Annotated in this window: 15 protein-coding genes; 9 read left to right on the top strand and 6 right to left on the bottom strand. The window is 73.8% G+C overall.

What is annotated here, in order from left to right; translation table 11 throughout:
• Positions 1-79 precede the first annotated feature (79 nt).
• Positions 80-436 carry a hypothetical protein gene (locus tag O7606_RS21445; RefSeq protein ID WP_281595824.1) on the bottom strand — a complete coding sequence of 119 codons (357 nt, stop codon included), beginning with the start codon at positions 434-436 and terminating at the stop codon, positions 80-82.
• A gap of 116 nt (positions 437-552) precedes the next feature.
• Between O7606_RS21445 and O7606_RS21440 the strand changes: the two genes are divergently transcribed.
• Together O7606_RS21440 and O7606_RS21435 are read left to right on the top strand one after the other, a co-directional pair.
• Positions 553-3,630, top strand: coding sequence for a CHAT domain-containing protein (locus O7606_RS21440; protein WP_281595823.1), 3,078 nt, complete (start codon positions 553-555; stop codon positions 3,628-3,630).
• A 58-nt stretch (positions 3,631-3,688) separates the two neighbouring features.
• Positions 3,689-4,672, top strand: a complete 984-nt coding sequence (locus O7606_RS21435) for a cellulose binding domain-containing protein (protein WP_281595822.1) — start codon at positions 3,689-3,691, stop codon at positions 4,670-4,672.
• Positions 4,673-4,688: 16 nt separating this feature from the next.
• On the opposite strand, the gene O7606_RS21430 is transcribed toward O7606_RS21435, so the two are convergent.
• Both O7606_RS21430 and O7606_RS21425 read right to left on the bottom strand, forming a co-directional pair.
• Positions 4,689-5,231 carry a hypothetical protein gene (locus O7606_RS21430; RefSeq protein ID WP_281595821.1) on the bottom strand — a complete coding sequence of 181 codons (543 nt, stop codon included), beginning with the start codon at positions 5,229-5,231 and terminating at the stop codon, positions 4,689-4,691.
• Positions 5,232-5,311: 80 nt separating this feature from the next.
• Complete coding sequence (locus O7606_RS21425; protein WP_281595820.1) at positions 5,312-6,136, bottom strand: SAM-dependent methyltransferase; 825 nt, start codon at positions 6,134-6,136, stop codon at positions 5,312-5,314.
• A 99-nt stretch (positions 6,137-6,235) separates the two neighbouring features.
• On the opposite strand from O7606_RS21425, the gene O7606_RS21420 reads away from it, so the two are divergent.
• The 5 genes from O7606_RS21420 (at position 6,236) to O7606_RS21400 (ending at position 10,836) form a co-directional block, all read left to right on the top strand.
• Positions 6,236-7,162: a DUF817 domain-containing protein gene (locus tag O7606_RS21420; RefSeq protein ID WP_281595819.1), complete on the top strand. Its 927-nt coding sequence runs from the start codon at positions 6,236-6,238 to the stop codon at positions 7,160-7,162.
• 102 nt (positions 7,163-7,264) lie between these two features.
• Entirely contained in the window at positions 7,265-7,831 is a 567-nt protein-coding gene (locus O7606_RS21415; RefSeq protein WP_281595818.1) for a sigma-70 family RNA polymerase sigma factor, read from the top strand.
• The gene (locus tag O7606_RS21410; protein ID WP_281595817.1) at positions 7,815-8,906 is read left to right on the top strand and encodes a hypothetical protein; all 1,092 of its coding nucleotides are present in this window, start codon (positions 7,815-7,817) and stop codon (positions 8,904-8,906) included. Before O7606_RS21415 ends, O7606_RS21410 begins: the two co-directional genes overlap by 17 nt.
• Positions 8,903-10,003 (top strand): ABC transporter ATP-binding protein, encoded by a 1,101-nt coding sequence (locus O7606_RS21405; protein WP_281595816.1) that lies wholly within the window; start codon positions 8,903-8,905, stop codon positions 10,001-10,003. Before O7606_RS21410 ends, O7606_RS21405 begins: the two co-directional genes overlap by 4 nt.
• The gene (locus O7606_RS21400; protein ID WP_281595815.1) at positions 10,000-10,836 is read left to right on the top strand and encodes an ABC transporter permease subunit; all 837 of its coding nucleotides are present in this window, start codon (positions 10,000-10,002) and stop codon (positions 10,834-10,836) included. The genes O7606_RS21405 and O7606_RS21400 overlap by 4 nt, the downstream gene beginning before the upstream one ends.
• Positions 10,837-10,922: 86 nt before the next feature.
• Here O7606_RS21400 and O7606_RS21395 read toward each other — a convergent pair whose 3' ends face one another.
• On the bottom strand, positions 10,923-12,449 hold the full coding sequence (locus O7606_RS21395; RefSeq protein ID WP_281595814.1) for a glycoside hydrolase family 6 protein: 1,527 nt from the start codon (positions 12,447-12,449) through the stop codon (positions 10,923-10,925).
• A 322-nt stretch (positions 12,450-12,771) separates the two neighbouring features.
• Here O7606_RS21395 and O7606_RS21390 point away from each other — a divergent pair, with 322 nt between their 5' ends.
• Positions 12,772-14,199, top strand: a complete 1,428-nt coding sequence (locus O7606_RS21390; RefSeq protein WP_281595813.1) for an Nramp family divalent metal transporter — start codon at positions 12,772-12,774, stop codon at positions 14,197-14,199.
• Between the two features lie 70 nt (positions 14,200-14,269).
• On the opposite strand, the gene O7606_RS21385 is transcribed toward O7606_RS21390, so the two are convergent.
• The gene (locus O7606_RS21385; protein WP_281595812.1) at positions 14,270-15,745 is read right to left on the bottom strand and encodes a family 43 glycosylhydrolase; all 1,476 of its coding nucleotides are present in this window, start codon (positions 15,743-15,745) and stop codon (positions 14,270-14,272) included.
• Between the two features lie 172 nt (positions 15,746-15,917).
• Here O7606_RS21385 and O7606_RS21380 point away from each other — a divergent pair, with 172 nt between their 5' ends.
• Entirely contained in the window at positions 15,918-17,150 is a 1,233-nt protein-coding gene (locus O7606_RS21380; RefSeq protein ID WP_281595811.1) for an ATP-grasp domain-containing protein, read from the top strand.
• 74 nt (positions 17,151-17,224) lie between these two features.
• On the opposite strand, the gene O7606_RS21375 is transcribed toward O7606_RS21380, so the two are convergent.
• Entirely contained in the window at positions 17,225-18,490 is a 1,266-nt protein-coding gene (locus tag O7606_RS21375; RefSeq protein ID WP_281595810.1) for an MFS transporter, read from the bottom strand.
• Positions 18,491-18,567: the final 77 nt, after the last annotated feature.

Genomic DNA, 18,567 nt, shown 5'->3' with positions numbered 1-18,567 from the left:
TGCGTTACGGCTGTCTCGGCGCGGGTGGGGCAGCCGGTCGCCGGCCGCCCGGTGACGACAGGGACGGCTGATCGGTGGGTCAGTCGTTCGCCATGCGCCGCTGGACGAGCCGCTGCATCTCGTAGCCGGTGAGGCTGGCCGTCGACAGACCACGGGAGAGCTTGAAGTCGATGCCCCCGTCGATCAACGGCCAGGCGGCGGGGACGCGCAGCGCCTCCTCGCCGACCAACTCCCAGACCAGGTGGGCGGCGCCGAGCGTCGCGAACCCCTCCGGTTCCGGAGCTGTCAGGGTGCGCAGGTCGGTGAGGAAGCCGTCCCGGTCCGCCCGGACGTCCTCCCAGAACGGCATGATGCAGGAGATCGCGTCGTCGACGTCGATGCCACTGCCCTGCGGGTCGAGGGTGAACCGCCCCAGCAGCTCCAGCCGACGCAGCATGTCGTGGGGGAATCGGGGCCGCCGGGCCCTCCTGAAGAATCCCATGCCCCGCCCTGACGGACAGCCCGTCCGTCAGGAGGACACCGACCAGGATGGAAGCGCATCGGAGGTGTCGCGTGCCCGGCCGTCGCCCGCCCCGCACCTCCTACGGCTATCTCGCGCCGCCGGGGGCCGTGGTGGTGGGCTGGGAGTGCCGACGCGACGGCTGCGGCACCGGGGATGTTCCCGCGCCCCGGTGGTGGCCGCACCCGTGCGCGGTGTGCCACCGTCCGGCCGATCCGGTGTTCGACCAGCCCTGGGCGCACCAGGCCGAGGGGCACAAGCACCGGCACGACCTGGCCTCCCCCGACTGGCGTCGCCGTACCGTCGCCGAGTTGCGTCTGCCCGTGTGGGCGTACCGGGACGCCTGGTTCCGGGGCGACCGGCCGGCGGCGGAGGCCGCCTGGCGGTCCTTCTGGCAGACCCGACGACGGCAACGGGACCGCGGCGAGGACTGGTACGCCGTGACCGCGACGGGCATGATCCTGACGAACGCGGCGACCTTCGGCGACCTCGACCGCGCGGCGCGGAAGCTGCTGGCATGGCACCCGCTCGTCGAGACCCGGGACGTCGAGAACGACAACGAGCAGCGTACCGAGGCCCGCGTCTTCGTGGCGGTGTGCATCGAGTGGTTGGTGAACGAGGCATCGGTCGGTCACGCCCGGGAGGCGGCGGTAAACGCCGCCATGCGGGACGTCGCGGACCGGATCCGGGACGTCCTCAACCCCGCCCACCACGAGGGGTTCCGGCGGATCCGTGAGCAGCGCGCGCTGCGCCACTCGCGGACGGTGATCGCCGACAACCGCCGGTCGGACGCCGTGATCCGGGGCGGTCTGCCGACCGCCGGCCTGCCGGGCGTCGCCGTCGAGGCGCTCACCGCCCTGACGGTGCACGACGATCCGGGTCCGCTCGACGCGCTGGTCGGCCGGTTGCCCGCGGCCGGGGAGACGTCGGACCTGCGGCGTCTGCTGCTCGCCCACCGCCACGCGGCGGCCGGGGAGCTGCCGGCCGCCCTGGCCGCGTTGGAGACGGCCACCGAGACGAGGGACGATCCGCTCCGGCCAGGGCTGGGGCCGCAACTGTACGCCACCCTCGGCATGCTCCGGGTGCTCGCCGACCCGGCGGCGCTGAACGCGGGGATCGCGGACTGCCGCGCCGGGCGGCGACTCGGGCTGCGCTGGTGGCGACGGGCCACCGCCGCCGACGCCAGCCTGGCCCGGTTGCTGCTGTGGCGGGCGCTGCGTGCCGACCGTCCCGCCGGCCGGCGGGAGGCCGACGTGCGGGAGGCGGTGCGGTTGGCCCGCCGGCGGTGCCGCCCCTGGCACCACCCGGGCGCGGAGGACCAGGTGGTCCGGCACGACGCGCTGGCAACCCGGGACGCGCTGAGCGGGCAGCGCCCGATCGCCGACCGGCACCGGGCCTGGATGCGGGCGGTCGATGCGCCACGGAGCACCACCGAGCGGGCCCGGTTGGCCGCCGCCTGGGCGGAGTGGGCGGTCGGCACCGGTGACCAGGAACTGGCGGCCGACGCGTACCAGCACCTGGTGGGTCTGGTGCCGCTGGACGCCGCCGCGCGGTACGGGCCCGGCGCGAAGCAGCGGGTGCTCGCCGCCGCCCAGGAGCACACCGAGGAGGCCGGGTACTGGCTGGCCCGGGCCGGGCGGTACCGGGAGGCGGCCGTCGCCCTGGAGACCGGCCGGGCGGTGGGGCTCAGCGAGGTGACCGGGCGGGACGGCACCGCCGTGGTGGAGCGGCTGCGGGCCGCCGGGCGGGCCGAGCTGGCCGAGGCGTACCGGAACGCGCTTGCCGAACTCGACGAGCAGGAACGGACCCCGGGGCCCCGCCTGCGACGGGCCTGGACGCAGGCGCGGACGGTCGCCCGGGAGGTGGCCGCGGTGACCGGCGTCGACCCGCTCGCGCTCGACGTCACGTACGACGACGTGACCGCGGTGACCGGCGACGGCGCGATCGTCTACCTCGCCGCGGCCCGGGGCGGCGGGTACGCCCTCGTCGTCGCCGCCCGGCACGACCCGCAGCTGGTCATGCTGCCCACGTTCGACCGGGCCCGGGTCGCCGGGCTCGTCGACACGCTGCTTCCCGGCCCTGGTGACGGCGACAGCAACGGCGACGCACCTGGTGACGGCGACGGCGCTCCGCGCGGCGGCGACAACCAGGGTGGTGGCGGGCGGGAGGGGGGACGTGGCCGGGGCGTGGCACGCGACCTCGCGCCGATGCGTCCCTGGGTCGATCCGCTGACCGCCGTGCTCGGCGAGCTGTGGGAGCACTGCCTGCGGGACCTGCTGCTGGGCTTCGCCCGGGGTCGGACGGTGACCCTGGTGCCGGTCGGGTTGCTGAGCATGTTGCCGTTGCACGCCGCCGGCCGGGCGACCGGGCTCGGCGACGGCCATCCCGACTGGTGGCACGCGGGGGACCACTCGGCGATCCGGTACGCGCCGAACGCCCGGGGCCTGCGCCGCTGCCGGGAGACGGCGCGGGACCTGTCGGCCGGGCCCGACCGGCTGCTCGCCGTCGACGTGCCCGGGGGCGCGGGGGCGGAGGCGTACCTGTGGCACGTCGCCCGGGAGACGACCGAGGTGACCCGTAGGTGGAGTCCGGACGGGACCCTCCGGCACGACTGCACCTGGGCCGAGTTCCGGGACGCCGCCGAGGAGCACACCGTCTGGCACCTGGCCTGTCACGGTTCGGCGAGGCCCCGGGCCATCCTGGACAGTCGGCTGTACTTCGCCGACCGGGAGGTCACCCTGGGCGAGTTGCGGCAGGCGCTGCGACCGGGCCGTCGACGTCTGGCGGTGCTCTCCGCCTGCGAGACCAACCTGACCGCGACGGCGTTGCCGAACGAGGTGCTCGGGCTGCCGTCCGCGCTGTTGCAGGTCGGCTTCGCCGGGGTGGTCGCCAGCTCCTGGCGGGTCGACGACCTGGCTACCGCGTACCTGATGACCGCGTTCCACCAGCAGTGGCGCGGAGGCGGCCACGAGCCGGCCCTCGCGTTGAATTTGGCGCAACGCTGGTTGCGGACCGCGACCCCGGCCGACCTGACCGGGCTGCTGCCGGGCACCGTCCCGGGCGGTGACGGTGGACCGTGCCCCTACCGGGACCCGCGCTACTGGGCAGCGTTCGCCTACACCGGGGCGTGACCGGGCCACCGAAAACCACGATTGCCCTTGACATTGAAATACATTAATGTATTCACCCATGAGAACGTTGCTGCTACGGCGGACGGCCGTGGTCGGTCTGGTGGCGGTGGCGGCCTTCGGCAGCGCGACGGTCGGGCTTCCGGCCGCGCCCGCCCGGGCCGCTGTGGCGGCCTTCGAGAAGGAGAGCGAGTGGTCCTCCGGCTACGTCGGGAAGATCACCGTACGTAACGACACGTCGACCGCGACGAACGCCTGGCGGGTGGAGTTCGACCTGCCCGCCGGCACCAGCGTCGGCAGCCACTGGAACGCGAACCTGACCCGGGTGGGCACCCGGCACGTCTTCACCAACCTGGCGTGGAACGGCAGCCTCGCCGCCGGAGCGTCGACCAGCTTCGGCTGGACCGCCGCCGGCGCCGCCGTCCCGCAGAACTGCCTGGTCGACGGCGGGCCGTGCGCCGGCGGCACCGACCCCGGCCCGGACGTCAGCCCGCCCGCCGTCCCGGGGAACCCGCGCACCAGCTACACCAGCCAGACGCTCACCCTGCACTGGGACGCCTCGACCGACGACCGGGGCGTGACCGGCTACGAGATCTTCTCCAACGGCAGCCGGTTCGCCACCACCGACACCAGCTACACGATGCCGGTCCCCCCGCCGATGATCTTCACCTTCGGCATCCGGGCGGTCGACGCCGCCGGCAACTCGTCCCCGTTCGCGATCGTCAAGCTCGGCGCGCCGCAGGAGACCGAGCCGCCGACCGCGCCGACCAACCTGCGGCTCAGCGGCCCCCAGGACGGCCACTACCGCCTCACCTGGGACGCCTCGCGGGACAACTACGTCGTCGCCGGGTACCGGGTCGTCCAGACCGGCGCCGTCTCGGCGGTCACCCAGGTCGGCGGCACCTTCGCGTACGGGGCGTACCGGGGGTACGGGACGTACCTGTTCGAGGTGCGGGCGTTCGACAGCTCGGGGAACCTCTCCGCGCCGACGGTCATCGGCATCGCCGTCGACCCGCCGCCGCCGCTGCCCAGCCCGACCCGGTGACGCGTCCCGGTCGGCGTCAGCGGCGCAGCGAGAGGCAGACGAAGGGGCCCCGCACCCCGGCGCTGAACCGTTCGGCGGCGCGCAGGGCCACCTTGACCCGCCGGCCCGGCTTCAGCCCGGTGCCGGCGGTGGCGTACAGCGCGCCGAGGGCGATGTCCTCGCCGCAGCCCACGGCGGCGAACCCGTCCGCGGCCTGGGCCACCTGGTAGTCGTCGTAGACGGTGAAGAGCCGGCCGCGTACGCCGACCAGGAAGGTGCCGCCCTCCTCACGGTCGTTCTCCTTGCGCGCCCAACCGCCCGCCTTGAGGCAGTCCCGCAGCGCGTCGACGAACGTGGTGGACATGAACGCCGCCAGGTCGCCCTTCTTCGGTTTGGGCGGGTCGAAGGAGTACCGGATGAGCTGACCCATCCGGAAGGAGGTGGTGAAGCCGAAGAGGTACCGACCGGTGTGGAACACCTTGCTGTCGGCCCGCACCGACAGGCTCAGCCCGCTGACCCCGGCGCTGTCACCGCCGATGTGCACCGTGCCGTCCTGCGCGAGCCCCACGATCGCCGTCATGGTCGGCAGCCCACCCGACGCCCCCCGACCCGTCAAGAAAACTGTCGTGAGACGTACTCACAGAGGGCGGGGGCGGCGGGTCAGGGCTTGCGGGCCACCCCGCCGGCGATGATGTGGTACGTGTCGGTCTGGTGGGGGTCCGTCTCGCCGGCCGGGTGCCACTCGGCCAGCGGCACCAGGCCCGGCGGCACGAGCTCCAGCCCGTCGAAGAAGGTCATGATCTCCTGCCGGGTGCGCCACCGGCCGGTGCCGAGGGTCTCGTTGAAGACCTTCTCCACCGCGCGCGCCCGCCGGGACGCCTCGGGCTGCGCCTGCTCCGGGTCGTGGAAGTGCGAGATCGCCAGGTAGCTGCCGGACGGGAGGGCGGCGAGGAGCCGTCGGGTGACGCCCGCCGGGTCGTCCTCGTCGTGCAGGTGGTGCAGGATCGCCAGGAGCAGCAACCCGACCGGCTGGTCGAAGTCGATCATCTTCCGTACGTCGGGGTGGGCCAGGATCTGCTCCGGCTCACGGACGTCGGCGGCGATCACGGTGGTCGTCCGGGCGTCCGCCAGCAGGGCCCGGCCGTGCGCCACCGCCATCGGGTCGTTGTCCACGTAGACCACCCGGGCGTCCGGGTCGGTCAGGTGGGCGATCTCGTGCACGTTGCCCTGCGTGGGCAACCCCGAGCCGAGGTCGAGGAACTGCCGGATGCCGGCCTCCTCGGCCAGGTAACGGACCGACCGGCGGAGGAAGGCCCGGCAGGCCAGACCGGCCTCCTGACCGTCCGGGGTCACCTGCAACGCCAACTGCGCCGCCTGCCGGTCGACCGCGAAGTTGTCCTTGCCGCCGAGGTAGTAGTCGTACACCCGGGCGATGCTGGGATGGGTGGTGTCCACCCCCGGTGGTACCCGCCGCTCGTTCGTCAACGCCTCGATCCTCCGTACCGACTGGTGTCCACTGTGCCCCACGAGGGTAGATGAGAACGTTCACCACGGCGATCCCGCCGGCCGGCTAGCGTCGGGCGGATGCGTACCCCTTCCGCGGGGCCGGCGGACCTGACCACGGCCGAGCACGCGATCGACGTCCGTTTCCGGACGCTCCTGGCCCGGCTGCCCCGACGCGGGCCGGCCGGCTGGCTGACCGAGTTCCTGGTGTTCGGGCTCAAACAGGCGTGGGCGTGCGTGTTCGGCGCGGCGATGCTGGCGGTCATCCTCGCCGCCCGGCTGTGGTACCCGGACGACGCGGCGCTGGCCCGCAACGACGCCCTGACCCTCGCCGCGGTGGCCATCCAGGTCGCCATGGTGACCACCCGGCTGGAAACCCTGCGCGAGCTGCGGGTGGTGCTCCTGTTCCATGTGGTGGGCACCGCCATGGAGGTGTTCAAGACCGAGGTGGGCTCGTGGACCTACGCGTCCGAGGGGGTGCTGCGGCTCGGCGGGGTGCCGCTGTTCAGCGGCTTCATGTACGCCGCGGTCGGCTCGTACCTGGTCCGGGTGCACCGGCTGTTCGACCTGCGGTTCACCCGCTACCCGAGGCGGTGGGTGACCGCGCTGGTGGCCGTGGCGGTCTACGTCAACTTCTTCACCAACCACTACGTGTACGACGTCCGTTGGCTGCTGCTCGGGGCCGTCGCGCTGGTGTTCGGCCGCTGTGTGATGCACTTCCGGGTGTTCCGGTTCCGGTGGCGGATGCCGCTGCTGCTGGCGTTCCTGCTCGTCGCGTTCTTCATCTGGCTCGCGGAGAACATCGCCACCTGGTCGCAGGCCTGGCTCTACCCCAGCCAGGTGGACGGCTGGCATCCGGTCTCGCTGGCGAAACTCACCTCCTGGTTCCTCCTCATGATCATCTCGGTGGTCCTGGTCACCTGGATCTCACCGCCGCAGCCACCCGAACGGGTGACCGGTCGGACCGGATCCGCCGGAAGGGACCGGCAGACCCGCCCCGACGGCTGAGGCTGGTCCCCGCGGCCACCGCGTCCCGCCCCACCGGACGGCGGGACGGCCCGTTGTCACATCCGGGGCTCCGGCGGTGCTGTAGAGGGTGTGGGGAAAGACGTGGACCTCGTAGACCCGCCCGGACCGGCCGCGACCGCGGCGACGGAGGCGCCGGCCCGGTCAGGACCCGACGGCGTCCGCGCCGACCTGGAGCAGATCTTCCGTACCTCGTACCCCCGGGTGGTCGCGGTCGCCGCCCGGGTGCTCGGTTCCCGCGAGGGGGCCGAGGACGTGGCCCAGGAGGTGTTCCTGACGTTCGGGCGCTCGTCGGTGCCGGCCGGGGCGGCATCCGGGTGGCTCTCCGTGGCCGCCGCGCACACCGCGCTGAACCACCTCCGGGCCGGTAGACGCCGCGCCTCGCGGGAGGGCGCCGCCGGCAACGACCGGATCGAGGCGCCCGACGTCGCCGACGCCGTGGTGACCCGGGAGGAACGCCGCCGGGTGCGCACGGCGCTGGCCCGGCTCCCCCGCCGACAGGCCGTCGCCCTGGTGCTGCGGCACAGCGGCCTCAGCTACGCCGAGGTCGCCGCCGCCCTCGGCCTCTCCCCCGGCAGCGTCGGCACCACCGTACGACGCGCCGAATCCGCCCTGCGAGAGGAGTTGAACCGTCATGCGTCATCCCACTGACGGCACGCTGCGTCGGCTGCTCGACGAACCGGCCGGCGTCGCCGACACCGACCGCGCCCACGTCGTCGACTGCCCGACGTGCCGGTCGAGGCTGGCCACCGTGCAGGCGGACGCGGCGCTGACCGGCGCGGCCCTGGACGTCGACCTGGCCGTGGACGTGGCGGCGGGCTGGCGTCGGCTGTCCGACGCGCTGCCCGCCGGGAGCGGCCGGCAGCCGCGCCGTCGGGTCGGGCTCGCCGTGCCCCGGTGGCGGACGGCGCTGCGCAGCCCGGTCGTCGCGGTGGCCGCCGCCGTCGCCCTGCTGACCGGGGCCAGCGCGGTGGCCGCCGCCGACTGGTTGCCGATCTTCCGGACCGAGCGGATCGCCCCGCTCACCCTCACCCGGGCCGACCTGGTCGCGCTGCCCGACCTCTCCGGTTACGGGGAGCTCACCGTCACCGACGAGGTCGACGTACGCGAGGTGGCCGACGCCGCCGACGCCGCGCAGGCCACCGGGCTGCCCGTCCCCCGGGTGCGGGACCTGCCCCGGGGCGTCACCGGGACGCCGACGTTCCAGGTCACCGACCAGGTGAGCGCGACGTTCACCTTCTCCGTCGCGCAGGCGGAGCGGACCGCCGCGGCGGCCGGCGAGCCGCTGCCGCCACCCCCCGCCGGCCTGGACGGCAGCCGGTTCCGGCTGAACGCCGGCCCGGGACTCGCCCTGGTCTGGTCGGAGGCCCGGGGCGTACCGGCAATGATCGTGGCCCGCGCGGTCGCGCCCACCGCGCACTCCTCGGGCGTGCCGTTCGCGACCGCCCGCGACTACCTGCTGTCCCTGCCCGGCCTGCCGGAGACCGTGGCGACCCAACTACGCGGTTTCTCCGGGGACGGGACGACCCTGCCGCTGCCGGTCGCCACCGAGCGCCTGACCAGCGTCGCCGCCGAGGTGGACGGGCGCCCCGCCACGGTGCTCACCGCCCGCAACGGCCTGCTCGCCGCGGTGGTCTGGGTGGACGACGGCGTCGTCACCGCCGTCGCCGGCTCGCTGAGCGCCGACGAGGTGCTGTCGGTGGCCCGCGCCCTGGGCACGTCATGACCGGCGTCGAAGCGGCCGACCCCGGCCTCGGGCCGGGCCGGTCCGCCGAACCCGGCCTCCGGGCGGGCGGGGACGGCGGAACCGACGCCGGCCCCGGGGTGGGCGACGGCGGACGGGTCGGCGGTGGCGGCGCTGTCGACACGGCGGCGCGGCTGCTCGCCGAACTGCCGCCCGCCCCGGCGGTGTGGTGCTCCGGCCTGCGCAAACGGTACCGGCGGCGGACCGCCGTCGACGGGGTGTCCTTCGCCGTCGACCGGGGCGAGGTGGTCGGTCTGCTCGGCCCCAACGGGGCCGGCAAGACCACGGTCATCAAGATGCTGCTCGGGCTGGTCCGCCCCGACGCGGGTGAGGTGCTGCTGCTCGGGCGACCGGCCGCCGACCCGCGGGCCCGCGCCCGGGTCGGCTACCTGCCGGAGCTGTTCCGGTACCAACCGTGGCTCACCGCCGCCGAGGTGCTGGACCTGCACGTACGGCTGGCCGGCGTGCCGGTGCCACCGGCGCGACGACGTGAGTGCCTGGGCCTGGTGGGGCTCGCCGACCGGGCCGCCGACCGGGTGGGCGGCTTCTCCAAGGGCATGCAGCAACGCCTCGGGCTCGCCGTCGCCCTGGTGGCCGGCCCCGACCTGGTCGTGCTGGACGAGCCGACGAGCGCGCTGGACCCGCTCGGCCGGGCCGACGTCCGGGACCTGCTGCTCTCCCTGAAGGACCGCCGGGTGGCCGTCCTGCTGAACTCGCACCTCATCGGCGAGGTCGAGCGGGTCTGCGACCGGGTCGTCATCCTCGACCGGGGGCGGGTCGCCGCCGCCGGCACCCTCCCGGAACTGCTCGGTCAGCGTGAGCTGCGGCTGCGGCTGGACGGCGTGACCGCCGCCGCCGAGGCCCGGCTGGCCGCCGTGGGCCGGTCGACCCGCGTCGGGAACGTCTTCACCGTCGCCCTGTCCGGCGGGACCGAGCCGGACGCCGTCGTGCCGGACCTGGTGGCCGACCTGGTCGGTCTCGGGGTACGGGTGCAGACGGTGGAACCCGGACGGGTCAGCCTGGAGGAACGGTTGCTCGACATCCTGCGTACCGGAGCCGACGAGGAGCCGCACCGATGATCGTCCTCACCATCGCCGCCCTCACCCTGCGGGAGGCGGCCCGCCGTCGGGTGCTGCGCTCGCTCGCCGCGCTCACCCTGCTGCTGCTCGCGCTGAGCGCCTGGGGCTTCTCCCGGATCGACGCCGAGTTCGGCGGGCTCACCAGCGGCGAAGCCCGGATAGCCGCGTCCATGGTGCTCAACCTGGTGATGTTCGGCCTGAGTCTGATCGCCGCGCTCGGCACGGCGTTCCTGGCCGGGCCCACCCTCTCCGGCGAGACCGAGTCGGGGGTGGCGCTGGCCGTCCTGGCCCGCCCGGTCCGCCGCGCGTCGGTGCTGCTCGGCAAGTGGCTGGGGCTGGTGGTCTTCGGCAGCGGCTTCGTGGCCGTGGCCGGGCTCGCCCAGCTCCTCGTCGTCCGGGTCACCGTGGGCTACTGGTCACCGCAGCCGCTGGCCGGGCTGGCGCTGCTCGCCGCGCAGGCCACCGTGCTGCTCACCCTCGGTCTGCTGCTGGCCACGGTGCTGTCCCCGATGGCGTCGGGGATCGTGGCCGTCGGCCTGTTCGGGTCGACCTGGATCGCCGGCGTGGTCGGTCTGGTCGGCGAGACGCTGGGCAACGACAGCGTGGCCCGGGTCGGCACGGTGTCCCGGATGCTGCTACCCACCGACGGCCTGTGGCGGGGGGCCATGAACGCGTTCCAGGATCCGGGCCTGTTGGCGCTCGACCCCCAGGTCGCCCAGTCCCCGTTCGCCAGCGCCGCCCCGCTCACCCCGGTCTATCTCGGCTGGGCCGCGCTCTGGGTGACCGTCGTGCTCGGCCTCACCGCCCTGGCCTTCCAACGCCGTGACCTCTGATCCCCGCCCCCGGCGCGCGCCGGGGGCGGGGCAGGGCGGGGCGTTTCCTTGATATGGCGGTGTCGCGGCGGGCGGTAGCCGCCACATCAAGGAAAAGGGACCGGGGGGAGCGTGGGCGGGGGGAGCGGGACCGGGGGGTGGGCGTTGTCGACGAGCTGGGCGAAGAGCTGCGGGAACCAGTGGCCGTGGTGCGGGGCGCCGGTCAGCGCGTTCGTCGGCCGGTTCGACCCACCGACCCAGTCCCCGGCCGGGTCGCACTGGCCCCGGTGCCGCAGGTAGGGGCGGTCCGGGTCCGGTGGCGCGGTCCGGTAGGTGACGCCGTCGGACTCACCCGGCGGCTTCACCCACACGTACGCGTGCACGCCCGGGGCGGGGTCGGCCACCGGGCGCTCACCGAGGCCCGTACCGGTCTGGTTGCACCAGTTGTAGCGGGCCAGCCGGCGGTCGATCCGGCTCTCGTCCACGAACCTGTCGACGATGGTCGAGGTGCTGGCCCGGGTCGGCCGGCCCGGCCCGCCCCACCCGTTGCGGCCGGTGTCGACGAGCATGCCGATCGACGCCGGGAAGCCCCGCTGCACGAGCCCCTGACGCAACGACGCGACGTGGTCCGACTCATCGAGGACGAGGTTCCAGTCGTAGAAGCGGCTGATGAAGATCGGCATGCCGCCCACCGTCAGGTTCGGGTCGGGCAGGAACGGCTCGACGAGCGGCACGTGGTTGGCGGTGTTGGTGACGAAACCGGTCACGCTCTCCACGCCCGGCCCGGCCGGCGCGGCGACCACCTGCCGGTAGAGGTCCAGCACCGGGCCGGCGTTCTCGGCCCAGCCGAGCTGACCGGCGTGGGCGAGGTCGAGGTACGGGTAGGCGTTGCGCACCGTCTTCAACCGGCTGAGCGCGTACCGGACGCCGTCGACGTAGACGCCGGAGTCGCGGGCCGCGACGCAGTCGGGGTCGTCGTACCCCGGTCGGGTCTCGGTGAACAGGGTGGGCAGCGCGCCCGGCTCGACCACGACCGCGATCCGCAGGTCGGCGTACGCGCGGCGGCGGAGGATCTCGACGATCGGGTCGACGAACCCGGTCCGGTACCGGGCCAGGCCCTCGGGGGTGCCCGGCAGCTCACCGCTCGCGCCGTCCTCGGCGCAGTCCCGGCCGGGCAGGTTGTAGAGCACCAGTTGCGCCACCACCGGACGGGCGGCGGTGGCCTGCTGGGCCAGCGCCCGGTCCAGGTGGCCGACGAGCCCCCGACCGCCGGTGACGGCGTCGACGCCGTCCAGCCAGACCGCGGTGGGGTAGCCGGCGACCGTGGCCATCCGCCGGCCCAGGTCGCCCGGCGTCTGGGCGGCCTGCGCGCGGACCTGCCGCGACCAGTCGTCGTTCACGTACTGCTGGGCGCCCCGGTAGGGGTTCGTCACCCGGACCGACGTCGCCGCCGACGGCCGGTCGTCGGCGTACGCGGTGGAGGTCATCATCCCGGCGGCGAGGACGGCGGCGGTGGCCGACGCGAGCAGCCGGCGACCGGGCCGGCGGGGTGGTCGGCGGTGCGGGACGCAGCGTTGGTCCGGCTGGTGGAACGGGGCCGGCGGGCGACGGAGATGCTGACGACGGGGATGCATGCGGGCGGCTCTCCTCCACGGGTGGCTGATCGACGGCAGTGGACCGGCCCGGCGGGGAGCTGCGGACGCCGCCCGGACGTCGGCCGGGTGCCCTCGGCGGGTGGGCCGGGAGAGGTCACCGGCCCATCGATCGCAACGGATCCATGGTTTCAGCCGGACCGGGCCGGCACAACGCCGGACGCCGGAGCCCGGCGGCGGGTGGAGCACCGCGGGTCCATCCCGGTCGGCTGGCTGCCCGGCTGTCGAGGGACGTTCCGGGCGCGGCGGGTTTCGACGCGTCGACGGCCTGGGTACCCGGGCCGCACCACCCCTGGAGGCTCCGATGACGCAGACTGCCGCCGATCGATTCCCCACCCGACACCTACCCAAGGTCACCGTCCGGGACCTGCCACCGCCGCCCACGTCGACCTGGCGGATCATCGGGCCGGGGGTGATCGCCGCCGGGGTCGGCCTCGCGTCGGGCGAGTTCATCCTGTACCCGTACATCGCCTCGCAGGTCGGGCTGGTCTTTCTCTGGGCAGCCGCCGTCGGGCTGGTCACCCAGTGGTTCCTGAACATGGAGATCGAGCGGTACACGCTGGCGACCGGCGAGACCGCGTTGACCGGCTTCTCCCGCTTCTGGCGGCACTGGGGTCTGGTCTTCGCGGTCATGACGTACTTCGCCAACCTCTGGCCCGGCTGGGCGTCCAGCTCGGCGACCATGATCACGTACCTGGTCGGTGGCGGCGACGTCACCTGGATCGCCGTCGGCATGCTGCTGGTGATCGGGCTGACCCTCACCCTGGCCCCGGTGGTCTACACCGCGCTGGAACGGGTGGAGTTCCTGAAGGTCGGCCTGGTGGTGCTCTTCGTGCTGGTGGCGGTCTTCTTCGCGATCTCCGCCGACACCTGGGGCGAACTGCCGCGTACGGTCACCGCGCCGGACTTCCCCGTCGAGCTGGGCTTCGCGCTGATGCTCTCCGCGCTGGTCTTCGCCGGGGCGGGCGGCGGGCAGAACCTGGTGCAGAGCAACTGGATCAGGGACAAGGGCTTCGGCATGGGCGCGTACGTCCCCCGCCTGGTCAGCCCGATCACCGGTCGCCAGGAGGCCGCCCCGGACGGGGCCGGTTTCGTGTTCGAGCCGACCGAGGAGAACCTGCGCCGGTGGCGCCGGTGGTGGCGGCTGGCCAACCGGGAGCAACTGATCACCTTCGTGCTGATCTCCTTCGTCACCATCACGCTGATGTCGATGCTGGCCTACTCCACCGTGTACGGGGAGCCGGGGCTGGCCAACAGCGTGGACTTCCTGGGTGTGCAGGGGGAACGGCTCAAGGAGCTGGTCGGCGGCTGGTTCGGCAACCTGTTCTGGCTGATCGGGGCGCTCTCGCTGTTCGCCGCCGCGATGGGCATCGTGGACTACACCAGCCGGCTCGCCGCCGACGTGCTCGCCACCTCGTACCTGCGACGGGCCTCGGAGAGCCGGATCTACTTCTTCCTGGTCTGGGGTCTGGTCGGGCTGGGCTGCGCGATCCTGCTCGCCGGCCTGGACCAGCCGTTGCTGCTGCTGGTCATCTCGGCCTGCGTCGGCGGGCTGATGATGTTCATCTACGCCATCCTGCTGCTGGTGGTGAACCGCCGGGTGCTGCCGGAGCAGATCCGCCCCCGGGGCTACCGGGTGGCGGCCCTGGTGTGGGCGGTGCTGCTGTTCGGCGTCTTCTCCGTCCTCACCATCTGGCAGCAGGGCGGGAAGCTGCTCGACTGGCTGCGCTGAGCCGCCGCCTGGACGTCAGGAAGGGCGCCTTCCTGTGCACGAGGCGTCAGGAAGGCGCCCTGTCCTCGCGCTACTCCAGGTGGAAGGTGGCGGAGGCGCGGTCGGCTGCGGTCGCGGCCGGCGCCTCCAGGTGGAGCAGGCCGTCGCGGTGGCGGACGTACCGGCCGGGGTAGTTCTGCGACTCCAGGGAGAGTCCGGCGCTGTCGGCCAGGCCGGCCCGTCGCTGGAAGCTGGCGTCGGCGTCGAAGACCGTCGAGCCGTCGTCCCGCTCGACGTACAGGGCGAAGCCCCGGTGGCGCAGGTGGTAGCCGGGGAAGTTGGTCGACTCCAGGGAGACCGTGCCGGCGCCGGCGAGCCCGGGGACGATGCGGAACTGCGAGTCGGCCAGGTTCGTCACGTTCGGCTCGACCCGGGCCCGGTAGTCGTAGTGCCGGACGTAGCTGGTGGTCAGGTCGTGCGAGCGCAGCCGTACGGGCGTGGCCCCGTCCGGCACCGGGATGCCGAAGTTGGGGGTGCCGTCGGCGTTCCAGTACAGCTTCTGGATCCGGGTCCGGCGGTTCGGGTCGTTCAGCGGGTCGCCGTTGATGTCCCGGTAGTTGCGGTCGTGGTAGACCAGGATGTCGCTCTGCCCGTCCTCGGAGACGGTGAACGAGTTGTGGCCGGGGCCGTACTGGCCGGTGGCGGCGGAGCTGGCGAAGACCGGGGTGGGGCTCTTCGTCCAGGCGGCGGGGTCGAGCAGGTTCGCCGAGGCGGAGGCGGTCAGCAGGCCGAGGCAGTAGTTCGCGTCGGTGGCGCTGGCCGAGTAGGTCAGGAAGACCCGGCCGTTGCGCTGGATCACCGCCGGCCCCTCGGCCACCCGGTAACCGCGGGTCTCCCAGTCGTACGTGGGCACCACGAGGCGGGCCACCGGGCCGGTGATCTGCCACGGGTTCGCGCCCATCCGGGCCAGGTAGACGTTGGAGTTGGTGGAGATGCCGGGCTCCTGCTGCGCCCAGGTCAGGTAGCGCACGCCGTTCACCACGAAGGTCGAGGCGTCCAGGCTGAACGTGTCCCACGGGGTGCTGATCCGGCCGCGTTCGGTCCACGAGCCGGTGAGCGGGTTGGCGGCGGCGCTCTCCAGCACGTACATCCGGATCCGCCACACGTCGTCGGCGCGGCCGGCGGCGAAGTAGACGTACCACCGGTTGCCGATGAAGTGGATCTCGGGCGCCCAGATGTGCGCGCCCATCTCGCCGCTGGCGTGCCGCCGCCAGATCGTCGTCTCCGGGGCGGTGGCCAGCCCGGCCAGGGTGGTGGCCCGGCGCAGCACGATCCGGTCGTACTGCGGCACGGTCGCGGTCAGGTAGTAGTAGCCGTCGGTGTGCCGGACGATGTGCGGATCGGCCCGCTGGTCGACCAGCGGGTTGGCGTAGCTCACCGCGGGCGCGGCGACGGCCGGCGGGGTCGGCGTCCCGACGAGCGCCGCGATCCCGACGGCCAGGACCGCCAGCAGCCGCCGGCCACGGCGGGTGGGGCGGCCGGCGGACGCGGTTGGTGGCAATGACATCTGTCCTCCACTGGGCTGGGCGGCGGCCGACGTCCGGGGCGTCCACGGGGTCGTCGTCCCGCCCTCGCCGACCCTCCGATGTTCACGCTCACATCGATGCATGTCAAGGTATTTGAGGACCGTCCACCTGCTCACCGGGCATAGACGCCCACCTTTGGGTAGCTTGCAGGGCATGATCAAGCCGCACCTGCTCGTCCTGACTCCCGGTCTGCGCGCCTACCGGGAGTACCTGCTCCGCTCGATCGCTCCCGCGTACCGGGTCCACCTGGTCCTGACCGAACCACCGACCTGGGAGCTGCCGTACCTGGACGGGTGGACCGTCGTGCCCGACCTCGCCGACACCGGGGACCTCGTCCGGGCCGCCACCGGGCTGGCCGACCGCGCCCCGGTCGACGGGGTGATCTGCTGGGACGAGACGTGGATCGTCCAGGCGGCGCGGGTGGCGGTGGCGCTCGGCCTCCCCGCCGACCCGACCGTGATCGAGCGATGCCGGGACAAACACCTCACCCGCGCCGCCCTGGACACGTACCAGGTCCCGCAGCCGGCCTCCCGGCTGGCGTCCGACGGCGCGACGGCGCTGGCCGCGGCGCGCGCGATCGGTTTCCCGGTGGTGCTCAAGCCCCGGGCGATGGCGGGCAGCTTCGGGGTGGTCCGGGCGACCGACGAGGCCGAGGTACGGCGGTTCGTGAACTTCACCGAGGAGAGCTGGCGGATGGCCCCGGAGCTGCCCCGGCACGACCGCAACATCCTGGTCGAGGAGTACGCCGAGGGGCCGGAGATCAGCGTCGACTCGGTGGTGTTCCAGGGTGAGGTGACCCCGGTGTGCCTGGCCCGCAAGGAACTCGGCTACCCCCCGTACTTCGAGGAGATGGGGCACGTGGTCGATCCCGCCGACCCGCTCTGGCACGACCCGACCCTGCGCAAGGCGGTCGGGGACACCCACGCCGCGCTGGGCTTCACCGACGGCGTGACGCACACCGAGATCCGGCTGACCCGGCAGGGGCCGAAGATCATCGAGGTCAACGCCCGGATCGGGGGCGGGCTGATCCCGTACCTGAACCTGCTGGGCGGGGGCGCGGACCTGGGCCTGGCCGCGGCGGCGGTGGCGTGCGGGCGCCGTCCGCCGGCGCAGGCGGCCAGCCGGCGGCGGCCGGCGGCGATCCGCTTCTACCACCCCGCCCGGGACGACACCGTCGTCGAGGAGATCACCTTCGATCCCGCCGGCCTGCCGCCGCAGATCGTGGCGTACGGGCCGCTGGCCGGGCCGGGCGAGGTGAAGTCGCCGCCGCCCCGGATGCTGATGGACGGCCGGATCGCGTACGCGATCGCGGTCGGTGACCGGGTCGACGAATGCCGGGCGGCGTTGGCGGCGGCCGGCCGGGCGCTCCGGGTCCGCGCCGGGTGACGGCGGGCGGCGGCCCGGCCCGGGACGCCGCCGGGTCGGCCCGCGCGCGAGATGACGGCGGGCCGGCGGCCCGGTCAGCGGGTGGGGAGCGGCTCCGGCTCCGGTCTGCGGTCGGCGGGGATGATGCTGCTCAGCGTCCGGACCTTCCGCAGTGGCGAGAGGATCAGGAACAGGCTGGTGCTCAGCAGCCCGATGGTCCCGATGACCAGCGTGGTCCGGGGCCCGGCGACGTTGCCGAGCCAGCCGCCGAGCAGCGCGCCGACCGGCTTGACGCCCTGCGCCACGAACAGGTACGCGGCGTTGGTGCGGCCGAGCAGCGAGTCCGGGGTGATGGTCTGCCGGACCGTCATGGTGTGCACGTTGCAGGCGGTGATCCCGAAGCCCTGGATGAAGAACGCGACGGCGAAGATCGGGGCGGCCCAGGTCCCGCGCTCGGTGACCGGCAGCAGCAGCGGGGCGACGTCGCCGATCACCGCGGCGGCCAGCAGGGTACGACCGAGGCCGACCCGGTGCGCGACCCGCCCGGTGACCGCCGCGCCCAGCAGCGCGCCGATCGCGCCGATCGACATGACCAGGCCGAGGGTGCCCGGGCTCATGCCCAGCTCCCGGACGGCGAACAGCACCAGGATGGTCTGCACCACCTGCCAGCAGAGGTTGTAGCTGGCCGCCTCACCGAGGAAGGCCCGCAGGTACGGGTTGGCGAAGGTGAACCGGAACCCCTCGGCTACCTGGGCGCGCAGCGGGGTCGGGTCGGCCCTGACCGGCTTCTCCCGCTGGCGTACCGCCGAGAAACCGAACGCCGACGCCACGTAGGAGACCGCGTCGACGATCAACGCGAACGGCGCCCCGGCGATCTGCACGAGCAGACCGCCCAGCCCCGGGCCGCCGATCTCCGCCACCGACTCGCTGGCGGTCAGCCGGGAGTTGGCCCCGGTGAGCCGCTCCGGCGGCACGATCGCCGGCAGGTAGGACCGGTAGGCGATGTTGAAGAACACCCGGCCCACCCCGGCGAGCAGCGCCAGGGTGAACAGCCAGGTGAAGGTCAGCCGGTCGAGGGCGGCCAGGACCGGGATGCCGCCGATCGCCACCGCCTGCCCGATGCTGGACATGATCAGCACGCCGCGTCGCTGCCACCGGTCCACCAGCACCCCGGCGGCCAGCCCGAAGAAGAGGTACGGGGCGAAGGTGGCCGCCCCGATCAGGCCGAGCTGCCCCGGCGTGGCGTCCAGGGTCAGCACCGCGGTCAGCGGCATGGCCAACTGGAACACCTGGGTGCCGACGAGCGAGGCGGTCTCCCCCGCCCAGACGAACCGGAAATCCCTACGCCAACCCTGTGCCACGGTGCTCCCTCATGCTCCCTGGGTCACGCCGACCCCTCGCCCGGCCCCCGCCCCGGTGACCGGGCGGGCGCGGCGCG

Origin of the sequence: Micromonospora sp. WMMD882 (assembly GCF_027497255.1) — a bacterium.
GTDB lineage: Bacteria > Actinomycetota > Actinomycetes > Mycobacteriales > Micromonosporaceae > Micromonospora.
The sequence above is the reverse complement of the archived record's forward strand: the minus strand, read 5'-3'. Positions and strand labels throughout refer to the sequence as shown.